Consider the following 12,841-nt stretch of genomic DNA (forward strand, 5'->3'; position numbering starts at 1 on the left):
TTAATATTTTATTGACCTGAATTCAGGTTATTTTGCATTTTTACAATTCGGCATGAGGTCCAAATACTTCGTAATGAATACGCGATCCATCTACACCTAAAGTCTCTAATTGCTGTTTAGCAAAACGCATAAATCCAACTGGCCCACAAATATAAAAATCCGCACTTTGCATAGGTAAAGTATCAGCAATAGCGGCAATCTCCATATAACCATGGTGCTGTTCAAAGTTAGTTAAAGGCGCAGTACCACTAGAATTTTGAATATCTTGATACCAAACATGATTACTTAAGTTAAGCTGCTGAGTTAACACTTGGTTTCGCCTGATAAAACTATGCTGATAGCGATTTTGACAAGCATGTAAGTTAAATATAGGTTGCGAATACCCTTTACCGGCAAAGGTTTCTAGCATAGCTTGCATTGGGGTTAAACCAACGCCCGCAGACACTAATACCACAGGTGCTTGTTTGTCTTCAAAATAAAAATCACCCGCCGGCGCAAATAACTCAACTTGATCGCCTAAGCGCAAGCCATCATGCAAAAAGTTCGAAACAATACCGGGTTGCTCAATAATTTCACGCTTAACTGAGATTTGATAACTATGGGTATTTGCAACACCTGACAATGAATATTGCCTGATTTGACGATAAGTTTGATTACCAATGCTAAGCTGAATTCCAATATATTGACCCGGCTGAAATTCAGCCACTAAACCAGCATCGGCGGGTTCAAAAACCAAACTTTTAACCAACTCTGATTCAATCCGTTTTTCAACTAAAATGAATTTTCGTGCCCCTTTCCAACCACCTTGTTTGGTTGCTGATTGTTGATACAAGTCACCCTCTACGCCAATAAAAACATCAGCCAATTGCTGGTAGGCTTTACCCCACGCGGCTTCTAACTCAGGCGTAAATAAGTCACCCGTTAACTCTCTAAAAGTTTCAATTAAATGATGACCAACAATAGGATAATGTTCTGGCTGAATATTCAAACTGGTATGTTTGTTCGCTATTCTCCCCACGGCTTGCTGTAAAACTTCTAAATTATCTATATTTTTTGCATAAGCAAGCACCGCATTAAATAAAGCTGACTGCTGTGCGCCCGAGGTTTGATTTTGCAAATTAAAAATATGTTTAAGCTCGGGATTATGCTCAAACATACGTTGATAAAAATGTTCAGTAATCGCCGTATTAGCAGACTCTAACACCGGAATGGTCCCTTTTACTAAATCAATTTCTGACTGGGTTAACATAACAACTCCTACAGTAAAGAAAAGAATAAAAAAATATAAAATTAAGATAAAATTCAAGCGCGGCTTAACACCGGCCAATAAATCACCACAAAAAAACTAAAACTAATCACCCACAAACCAGCGCTTAAGTTTCATGCCCAAAAATGCAGTTACCAATAAAAACCGTATTTTAGTTGGTGGCATATTCGTTTTTTGCTCGGCTATTTTTCTATTAGATGGTTTGAATTAACTTGAATAGAGCAAAAACAAGACCAACTTCATAAACGTCTGATATATAAATAAAAATAAAAAAATGAGCGAAAGAAAGCATACAAAAAGTCAAATTGACCTAGCTCAGCATGTGTCATATAGACTCAATTGTTATTTTTTGATAGTCTCAATTTTTAATTTTAAAATGTTGAATCAGTTATGCCGGATATCCCCGCTGCCAATTTAATCAAACTGGCACTCGATTTAAGCAATAGCCTAACCAGTGCCGATAGGTATCAGCGATTGCTCAGCATTATCTGTCAAACAATTAATAATGAAGCAGTGGTGTTATTAAAATACCAAGGAGATCAGCTTGTTCCTTTAGCACAGCAAGGGCTAACCCGTGAAGTGTTGGGCCGCCGCTTTTTAATCAGCGAGCATCCAAGACTTGCTCAAATTTGCCAATCTGATGAACCTGTACGCTTCACTAGTCAGTGTGACTTACCCGATCCTTACGATGGCATGTTACTCGCTCAAGGCGGAAATTTACCGGTTCATGCCTGCATGGGATTACCATTAAAAGCGGATGATCAATTACTTGGGGTTTTAACGCTCGACAGTATGACGCCCCATGCGTTTGATGAAATCGCCCAACATACTTTATATTTAATCAGTGCTATGTCGGCTGCAACATTAAAAACCGCAATGCGAATTCAGCAATTAGAGCACTTATCTAACCATAATCAGCAAGTAGTTGCCGAATTAACCCGAGATGCTTTAACCAAAGATGGCGGCGAGCTGATTGGCGATAGCCCAGCAATGGACAAACTTAAACATGAAATTAGCTTATCTGCCCCCTCTGATTTTACTATTTTAATTGAAGGAGAAACCGGCACAGGTAAAGAGCTGGTAGCCCGTACGCTGCACATGCACTCCACTCGAAAAAACGGCCCTTTAGTGTATGTTAACTGTGCAGCTTTACCTGAAAATTTAATCGAAAGTGAATTATTTGGCCATGTAAAAGGCGCATTTACTGGTGCCGACAAAAACCGAACCGGCAAATTTAGTTTAGCTAATCACGGAACCATATTTTTAGATGAAATAGGCGAATTACCGCTAGGCTTGCAAAGCAAGCTATTAAGAGCCCTGCAAAATCAAGAAATTCAGCCTGTCGGTTTAGACAAAACCGAGCAGTTAAATGTAAGAGTGATCGCCGCCACCAACCGACAACTTAAGCAAGAGGTTGAAGCAGGCAGATTCAGAGCTGATTTATACCACCGGCTTTCAGTTTTTCCAATTACAGTACCTGCCCTGCGCAACCGCATTAGTGATATTCCATTGTTAACAGGTTATTTTATTGAACAAGTCAGGCGAAAATTAGGGATTGCTCAATTAGTCCTGTCGGCTAATATAATGCCTGTATTTAAAGCTTACTCATGGCCAGGTAATGTACGTGAATTAGAGCATACTATTAGTCGCTCTGCGTTAAATGCACGCAGTAACAGCCGACAAGGTGTGGTCACCATTGAAATAAGCGATATTCATTTATTAACTCAGTCTTCAGTAAAACCTGAAAGCGACGAAACCGTTAATACAATTGATACGACTTCAAATTCCAAGACACAGATAGATGAAACACGTGAGCCATTACCAAGTTCAGCTAATCAAAACCTGATAAATTTACGCCAGGCAACCGAGCAATTTCAACTGGATTTAATAACCAAAACCCTAGCCCAAAACGACATGAACTGGAGCGCTACCGCAAAACAATTATCAACCGACAGAGCAAACCTAGTAAGGTTAGCCAAGCGTTTAGGTATCGTTATTAAAAAGCAAATTATGTAAGCTCACATAGCACTTTTTTGTTAATATTTAAAAGGAAAAGCAATGAAATACAATAAATTAGGAAGCAGTCAGTTATCTGTATCCGAGGTTTGTTTAGGCTCTATGACTTGGGGCAACCAAAACACTCAACACGATGCCAACCAACAAATTGATTATGCGTTAGCACAAGGTATTAATTTTATCGATACCGCCGAAATGTATGCGGTACCGCCGACAGAAAAAACTTATGGCACCACTGAAACTATTATTGGTAACTGGATAGCTACTAACCAAAATCAACGTGAAAATTTTATTCTCGCCAGTAAAATCGCGGGTAATGGCTTGGCTTACATTAGAGGCGGCAGTGATATTAGTGGCGAAACGGTCACTCAAGCGATTGATAACTCACTTAAGCGATTACAAACTGATTATATCGACTTATACCAACTACATTGGCCTAACCGAACCTCACCTCATTTTGGCAAACACCACCCAAATCATATCTCTTTTACCAACGTTAATGCAGAGCAAGAAACCCAAGGTATGCTTGATATTTTACAAGCGTTAGATAAAGCGGTGAAACAAGGTAAAATCCGGCATTTTGGGTTATCTGATGATACTCCATGGGGCATTAATCAATATATCAAGTTGAGTGAAGCGCACAATTTAACCCGAGTCACCGCTATTCAAAATGAATTTAGCCTGCTCCACACTAAAGATTGGCCTTATTTAATTGAAAACTGCGTCCATCAGGAAGTCGCTTATTTACCTTGGTCTCCATTAGCAGGTGGCGTTTTATCAGGCAAATATTTAAATGGTGCCCGACCTGAAGGCAGTCGTTGGTGCCATGCCCAGCGCAATGGATTATTTAGAGATACACAAAACACACATCAAGCCGTTAGCCGCTATATGCAGATTGCTGAACAGCATAATATAACGCCAGCTCAACTTGCTTTAGCTTGGTGTAAACAAGTTGATGGGGTTACCTCAACTATTATTGGCGCAACGTCTATGGCGCAGTTAAAAGAAGATATTGCCGCCTTTGATATTCAATTATATGCTGATGCACTCAAACAAGTAGCAGATGTACTTAAAGACTTTCCAGCTCCATTTTAAAGCTCGGTAAAGTATACTCAATCGTTTTATCGCTCAATTTTGCCCACATGATAAACTTAGGGCGTGTTGAGCGATAAAAAACCATTAACCATAAGCTTTTTGTGTCATCGATATGAGCTCCTAACGTTAAATACTTATCATTTATACTCTCGTCTTAAATGTTAACATTTCATCCTCATTTTTTGTTAATCAACTTTCTTTTCACAACAAAAACAGCCCACTATATGAATTACCCAATTCAAATTTTAAAAAACACATAATAAAAAACACATAATAAAAAGCTATAAAACAAAAAATAAATATCATTAAAAAATACGATAAAAATATAAATCTTATATAAAAATAGAAAAAATTAAAAATAACCATTTAAAAAACAATTGGTTACTATTTTGCATGTGTGGGATGAATATTAAGTAAAAATTAAATTGAATTAAATTGTCTACAAAATACAATAAAATATTAACTTTACATGTAAAGTGGTGTATATTTAACTTGTGTTTAAAACTTGTGAAACAAATGTACTTTAATTGCAGGTTTAAATAAAAGAAATACAAGGTATTCAAAAATTATAAGCCGTATTTTGATTGCCAAAATTTCTAAGTTAATTTTAACAATTGGAGATAGTAACAATGGTTAATCAATTTAAATTGAAACCACTCGCATTTGCGATGTCATCTGTGCTACTTGCCAGCAGTTTAGCGTATGCTGCTGAAGAAGAAGATGATAGCAAGAAAGAAGCTGATAAAGATGCAACCGAGATCATAGAAGTAACAGGCTTCCGAGGCAGTGTTTTAAAATCTATGCTGCAAAAGCGCAATTCAGGAAATGTAACCGACTCAATTTTTGCTGAAGATATTGGTAAATCTACAGACCAAAATATCGCAGATGCATTATCTCGTGTAACGGGTGTTTCTGTTCAATCTCAGGATGGTGAGGGCACGCTTATTTCCGTTAGGGGTGCAAATCCAAATATGAACGTCATTTCTTTAAATGGTGTTCAATTAACTAGCCCGGGTGAAAATCAGTCAGTCGATTTAAGTGCTTTCTCATCCGATATATTATCTCATATTGATGTTGTTAAAACTCCCAGTGCAGATCATGATGAAGGTTCATTAGGTGCTACTGTTAATTTACATACCGCACGACCTCTATCAATGAATTACAAAGCACGTCGAATGCAAATTCAAGGTCGCTATAATGACTTTTCTGAAAATAACGATTACAAAATTTCTGGTAGTTTTTCAGACAAATTCTTTGATGACAGATTTGGGGTATTAGTTACCGCTTATAAAGAGACGAATTCTATTCGCCGTGATCAAATGACCATTAGCGATTGGGAAGTCGTTAATGTGGCTAGAGGTGTAGATACAGACGGTCAACTAGTAACTGACTTTAAAGCCTTTATGCCTGAACAATTACAATACTCGTTATTCCAAAACGAAAGAAACAGACATGGTGGCACAGTTACATTTGAGCTGGCACCAACAGACGATACAACCATTGCACTTGATTTGACCTATGGTAAAGCAGATAAGGTAGAGACTTTCCATAATATGACGGTTCGCACTCGCCCTGACTATGCTAACTTTGTGGCAGGTGTTGAATATGATCAATTAAAAGTGACCGGAACAAGCGATAACCTTGTCCCTGAGTTTTCAGATCCAGCTGAGTGGATGGTTGTTGACCGAGATACAAGAACCCTAGTGAAAACGGTTAAACGTTTTGCAGATGGTGGTTATGGCCGTAGAAACGGTGGTGATGAATCTGAAAATAAAGTAGCCAACCTAGAAATAAAGCATTACTTAACTGACAATATCATGCTTGATTTTGGTGCCAACTATTCAAGTACAGAGTTAGTTTTACACCAAAAAAATATGGGTATGCTAAATGGTTTTGTCAGTTTAGCCAATTTAGGACAGGCTGGCCCTTATGGCGACCCGGTGAATGGCATCCAGCCTGCGGGGATAGATTGTACAACCGGCACCTGTGAAATGGTATTTGGCGACGGTATTGTTTCGCATCAAGATCCAATCAACAAATTTGATTCCTTAGCGTACACAGCGTTCAACCCTGATGATATTAACGCTCAATCTGTCAATGGTCCTGCATTTGCAATTACCGATCGCACCGTTAAAGATGAAATCAAATCAGCCTATATAGACTTAGATTGGGATGTTGATCTTTTAGGCGTTATCACTAAAATTGAAGCTGGTATTAAAAGAACTGAAAGAAGCAAATTTGTTGACGATCAAAGAACCACATTTGAACAAACATCACTTCCTGTTGTTGTTCAGTTATATGATTCATTTGGCAACGTAACAGGCGAAAGAACCCTTAGGGAAGGTAGTTCGATTGGGGATGTACCAGCAACCAATTTTGCTTCAGACGAATCATTCCCGTACGACAACTTTATGGAAGATTTGGGTGTGCCGATGAGCGCAGCAACGGATGGGTGGCCTTTGGTTGATGAAGCTAAATTATTGGCCTCATCTATTGGCGATGAAAATGTCCAACAAGATATCCGAAACCTTAATACTCGTTCAGCCGAATTAGAAAACTCGGCGGCCTATTTAAAACTTAACTTTGAACCAGTAGAAGGGCTTACGGGTGACATAGGTGTTCGGTATATTAAAGCAAAAGTAGACACTTCTGGCTATTCGGGAATGAACTTTACCAACGACGGACTTGATCGTGTTTATGACCCATTTTTATTTGCACATTTGAGAGACGCAACTCTACCAACTTGTGCTTATGACTTTAACACGCCAAATGGCCTAGGTCAGGCGGCTTTAGATAGTCGTTTAGATGGTCTTGGTTGGGATCGAAATGGTACACCAGATGATTATACTGATGATGTAAGGATTCCAGTCAACGGTGTAGATCCAAATGCACCAGACCAAAGCAACGCTGTATACCCATGTTTTGACAGCTGGACTCTTAAAAGCGAAGCTGAACACTGGCGCATGTGGCGCCATGTTGATTCCTCAACAGCTCAGTTTTATCGCTGGGGTGATGATCCTGAAGCGACTGAAGATAGAAGCAGCAGAGAATTCCCAACAACAGGTAAAAATGAATACGATATGTATTTGCCTAGCTTAAATTTAAACTGGGCGGTAACTGATAATTTCATCACTCGTTTTGCAACTTCGAAAACCATTTCTTATCCAACAATAGATGATTTGAAACCTGGGTTTATCGGTAACGAAGGTTATTGGGGTAACCCAGGCACAACCAAAGGCAACTGGTTAAGGTTATCTAACCCAGAGTTAAGTCCACTTGAATCTATAAATTTAGATTTATCATTTGAATGGTATTTTAGTGATACTGGCTTATTATCTGTTGGTTTATTCCATAAGGATATGACTAACTTTGTGGAAGAAGAAAATGCCGTTGTATATTTAGATGATTTACGCCATGTTGACCTTGAAGGTGGATATGATGCCCAAAACTTAATTAAATCTGAAGCTGCAATTTTGGCTGATTTAGAAGACCCTGACTTACGTGATGGTGTTGGTTCTCAAGCCTGTATGCCATCTCGTGGCAATATTAATGATTTTGGTAAAGACTGGTGGTATTCAGTAAATGATCCGCTAACAGCTCAAGCAGAAGACTGGTTAAACTACTGCGCATTATTTAATGCCACAGCAAAACGAAATGGTAAAGGCGGTAATATCAAAGGTGTTGAATTTAATTACAGCCAAACCTATGACTTTTTACCGGGTATTTGGTCAGGGTTAGGTTCTCAAGTTAACTACACTTATCAAGAGTCTGAAACTGATGTTGAAGATTCAAGTTTATTAGAAGGGTTGAAATTGCCGACCATGCCATTTGCTTGGACACCAAAGCACAGTTATAACGCAACCGTATTCTGGGAAAAATTTGGTCATCAAATTCGCTTAGCCTATCGTGGTAAATCAGACGAATTGGTGAATCGAAATTGGAACAACGGTAACTTATGGCAAGAAGGTCGGGGGACAGTTGATTTTTCTGCAAACTACAAAGTTAATGAAATGTTCACCATTGGCTTTAATGCACTCAATGTTACTGATGAACCGGTTAGACGATACTATACAAGTTTCCTCCATGACTTTGGTGATACTCAAATTGGTGAGAATGGTGAAGTTGAACAAGTGTTCTTTAATGAAGGAAATGCGCTTGAAAATAGTAATGCTCCCACGTCAAGAACGCAGTCACTTCAAAAAACTGGCAGAACTTACCGTTTGACACTTAATGTGAAATTTTAATGGCAGGAGTCAAAATTATGAAATTATATAATAGAAAAGTTACTGCCGTATTAGTTGCGGCAGCTTTATCTGGGTGCAGTAGCGATAATTCTGCAGATTTAACAAATGAAAACGCACCACAACTGTTAGAAACAGCTGATATTGCAAACGAATACAGTACATTTCAAGTGGAAACGCCTGATACTTATTTAGCGGGCGCTGTAGCTGACCCTAGACTTCAGTGGCATTTTACATTTAACGAAGATGATATGTTTGATGACCCTGATGGCGACTTTGAAAAAGTTGACTATTATGATATCGACTTATTGGCTGGGGTGACTGATGCAGATGCAATTCAATATTTAGATGTCACTGAGATGGAAATTTTGTGGCGCGGCCCAGACTGTAGTGACGCTTTGGTTACCGCGGTCAACTATGAAGATTATTGTACACCTTTCTTGGAAGAAGCTGGTTTTAGTGTTGGAGACAACCTAGAGTGGACAGAAAAACAAGAAGTCCAGGCCATTCAAAATTTAGCGACTGTATGGGAGCCTTTATATAATGGCTTTGAATTCAGAGATAATGTTTTGCGCGTTACGCCAAGAAACTTTGCACCTATATTAGGGCAAGACGAAAGAGCTGAATTGGATCTGAGATTTAAAGTCAGTGACGGAGAACATGCAGTGACTCGTTACGTAAAAGCCACTGTAATGGGCTTAAACAATGCACCTCAGTTTCTTGAATTGAACGAAGACGGCACCCCTGTCGTAGATGAGACTGGTAACACTGAAGATAAACAGTTAGATATACCAGAACCATCAGAAAAAGACTTACCTGTTACCATTAATCTGATTGAAGGTATCTATGACAAGGATATCATGGACAACTATCAGTTCAGCCAAGAAGTAGGAGACCTGTCAGATTTCTATCAGGTTAGAAATGCTTATGCAGAAGAAGTATTGAGCATTGATAGTTATGAACTAACGATGGGTGCAGGTAGCTCAATCACAATGGCTGACCTACCAGACCAAATTAAAAATACAGGTCTGTTTGGTCAAATCAATCAAGTTAGAAACCCATTTACGGGTCAACTTGAAGAAGCCAATATTACGATTGATCCACGGCTGTTAGCAGACCTTTTAGAGAAGGGTGAGTTTGCAAATTTGACCTATGAAATAGTCATTAAAGATAGTGATGATAATTTAACAACTCGGACCATTGTTGTGCCTATAGAAGGGGCTAACTTAACAAACCCTCCTGAACTAAGTGAAGAGGTTATCACTAAAACTTTAGCATCTAACGAAAGTGAAATTCAGGAAATTGATTTGCTCGAAAAAATCAAAGATTCTGATGGTGATGCACTGACGGTTATTGAATTTTCAGGACCGGAAGGGGTCGGTATTAATCGAACTGACAGCAAGTTACGGTTAGATACCTACCAATACCTATACCTTGAACCAGGCGAAACTGAAACTTTAGTTTTTACCTATAAGGTAACTGATGGTCAGTACGAGTCGGAAGAAAGAACACTCAATATTGAAATTACCGGTGGAACTAACAATTTAGTGAAAAAAGGTGATTTTGAAAATGGTGTTTTAGATAACGGCTGGGTATGGCAATGGAGCCCAGGTGGTAGTGATAATTTAGTTGTTAATCAAGATGCAGCTCACTCTGGCACTTATGGTTTAAGTGTGCTTGAATCTAGCATGTTTATTCGCTTAAGAAACACTGGGATCATTCAAAATACGATACGAGAAGATGATAATTTTTATATTAGCTTTTCTGGTAAAACTGCCGCTCCTTGGGGTAGACCAAGAATTGTCGTCAACAAAGGTGATACCTATGATATTAATGATCCGGTATTTAACTCTGATGATACAAGTTCATTAGGCGTCGCTAATACTTGGGTAGATCGTTATATAGACTTTGATGCCGCTGAAACCGAAGATACGGAAGCCTATTTCAAAGGTACAAACGATATCAGCGTTACTATCTTAGCCAATAAAGATGACCGTTTTGATGACTTTGCAATTGTAAAGTACAAATTAACAGGACAGCGAAACCTTGTGCCAAATGGTAACTTTAACGAGGATTCATTAGGTGTCGCAGGATGGACAACAACAGGTAGCGCAACGGTTTCATTGTCAGAAGATGCAACCTCTCAACCTGGCGTAGACGATACTTATGGGTTACTTGTTGAAGGCGGAGCGAGTGGCGGCAACTTAGTATTTGATTCAAGTGTGCTTAAACAAGGCGTTAAACAAGGTATGCGATACATTGTTGAGTTTAAATTCAAATCGCCAGAAACGACGACGGCTGAACCACTTGATTGGAGCGTTCTGGAAGATGGTGGTACCAACTTTGTGAGAAATCGTAAATTCAGCAAAGGATCTGACACTGCTTACGAAACCTATAAAGTGCACTTAGATACCACGTCTGATAGTGTATTTTCAGATAACACCGTTGTTAAGTCTGTCACCTCAGATGTTGATTTTGACTGGGGTAATGCAAATTACAGTCTAAACTTCAATATCCCTGCCAATGCAGTTTATTGGGTCGACGATATAAAAATGTATCCAGTACCAAAAGGATATTAAAACTTGGGTGCTATTTAAAACAAAAAACAGCCGGCTTGCCGGCTGTTTTTATTTGTGTTTGATGCTTTAATTAAGTTCAGGCCAAGCAATCATTATGGGAGCGATAAATTTGAATCAATCTATTGTGATTTTGGGCGGCGGCACAGCGGGCTGGATGACAGCTATTTTATTTGCGCACCGTTGGCCATCTGCCGATATACATTTAATCGAATCGTCTGATATACCCACTGTTGGTGTAGGTGAAGGTTCGACCCCCTACCTAAAAAATTTGTTTGATCAGTTAAACATTTCAGAAGATGAATGGATGCCACAATGTAATGCCACCTACAAAAATGGTATAACCTTTAAAAATTGGTCGACTCAACCTGGATGTGAAAGCTATTTTCACCCTTTTTTAAGTCAATATGATGCCGATATTATACCTGTATTTGAACACCATGCCCGACTTAGGTGCCATGGGTACCCTGTGCAAGCTCATCCCGATCATTACTTTTTAACTAAACAACTAACTGATGAGTTTAAAAAAGCATTACCAATTGATGGCAATAACTCAGTTGTTACTTTATATGCATATCATTTTGATGCTGCTAAATTGGGCATGTTTTTAAAAAATAAATCGATTGAATTAGGGGTTAAACATAGCTACGGCACCATAAAATCCATTCAGCAAAAAAATAATGGTGATATTGCCCAGTTAACAACAAACAGTGGTGAAATATTGACAGGCGATTTATTTGTCGACTGCTCTGGCTTTAATGCTTTGTTGATTGATAAAACCTTAAAGACGCCTTTTGTTAAATTTGATGAAAATTTATTTAATGACTCTGCGATTGCGATACCTTCAGCAAAAGTCGAAAACTACAAACCTGAAACAAAATCAACTGCACTGAGCTGTGGATGGGCTTGGCAAATCCCTTTAACAAACCGAGTTGGAAATGGTTATGTGTATAGTTCAAAATATCAAACAGCAGAGAGTGCTGAAGCTGAGTTGCGTAAATTAATTGGTGTAACTGAACAAGAGCAGCCAGCAAAACATATAAAAATGCGTGTAGGAAGAGTCGAAAAGCACTGGAATAAAAATTGTCTCGCGGTAGGCTTATCTCAAGGTTTTATTGAACCGCTAGAAGCAACTGCGCTTAACTTTGTTCAGGATACCATTAATAGTTTTATCCAAGCTTATGAAGAAGGTGAAAAAAATAAACAAGCTTTTAACGATAAAATGAATTATGCGTTTGAGCGGATCCGAGATTATATTGTTTTGCATTACTGGAGTAATTCTCGTAATGACTCTCAATATTGGCAGGATTGTAAGCAAATCCCTATCTCGCCATCATTGCACAAATTATTAGGTGTTTGGTTCAGTGGGGGCAGCTTAAGTGACGAACTTAAAGCCCAACAAATCGACCAATATTACCCGTCGGCCTCGTGGCTTGCTTTACTGGCAGGCTATGGTGTGTTTCCGCCGTTTGATCCAACTAAAAAAGAAGATTTTAGCCAAGACATCCGTTCAATTATAGCAAGAAGACAGGCGCTATCAGCCCAGTTTAAAAAGCTATAAGTTAATTTTACGAATTCGGATAGTCTCAACCAATGCACAACGATTTCTATCTTAGTATTCGCGGCACATTGGTTAAAATAAATAT

Annotated in this window: 6 protein-coding genes; 5 read left to right on the forward strand and 1 reads right to left on the reverse strand. The window is 38.7% G+C overall.

Translation table 11 applies throughout. The annotated features are described in order from the left end of the window. Window positions 1–40: 40 nt before the first annotated feature. Window positions 41–1,249, reverse strand: coding sequence for an NO-inducible flavohemoprotein (hmpA, locus tag OLW01_RS12875; RefSeq protein ID WP_268074321.1), 1,209 nt, complete (start codon window positions 1,247–1,249; stop codon window positions 41–43). 408 nt (window positions 1,250–1,657) lie between these two features. Between hmpA and norR the strand changes: the two genes are divergently transcribed. From norR to OLW01_RS12900, 5 genes are all read left to right on the forward strand, one after another. Further along, the gene (gene norR / locus OLW01_RS12880) at window positions 1,658–3,283 is read left to right on the forward strand and encodes a nitric oxide reductase transcriptional regulator NorR (RefSeq protein ID WP_268074322.1); all 1,626 of its coding nucleotides are present in this window, start codon (window positions 1,658–1,660) and stop codon (window positions 3,281–3,283) included. Window positions 3,284–3,325: 42 nt separating this feature from the next. Then, complete coding sequence (locus OLW01_RS12885; protein ID WP_268074323.1) at window positions 3,326–4,378, forward strand: aldo/keto reductase; 1,053 nt, start codon at window positions 3,326–3,328, stop codon at window positions 4,376–4,378. A 629-nt stretch (window positions 4,379–5,007) separates the two neighbouring features. Next, window positions 5,008–8,622, forward strand: coding sequence for a TonB-dependent receptor (locus OLW01_RS12890; RefSeq protein WP_268074324.1), 3,615 nt, complete (start codon window positions 5,008–5,010; stop codon window positions 8,620–8,622). Window positions 8,623–8,639: 17 nt separating this feature from the next. After that, on the forward strand, window positions 8,640–11,198 hold the full coding sequence (locus OLW01_RS12895; protein WP_268074325.1) for a carbohydrate binding domain-containing protein: 2,559 nt from the start codon (window positions 8,640–8,642) through the stop codon (window positions 11,196–11,198). A 109-nt stretch (window positions 11,199–11,307) separates the two neighbouring features. Continuing rightward, window positions 11,308–12,756, forward strand: a complete 1,449-nt coding sequence (locus OLW01_RS12900; protein WP_268074326.1) for a tryptophan halogenase family protein — start codon at window positions 11,308–11,310, stop codon at window positions 12,754–12,756. Window positions 12,757–12,841 lie beyond the last annotated feature (85 nt).

Source organism: Catenovulum adriaticum (assembly GCF_026725475.1).
Lineage (GTDB): Bacteria > Pseudomonadota > Gammaproteobacteria > Enterobacterales > Alteromonadaceae > Catenovulum > Catenovulum adriaticum.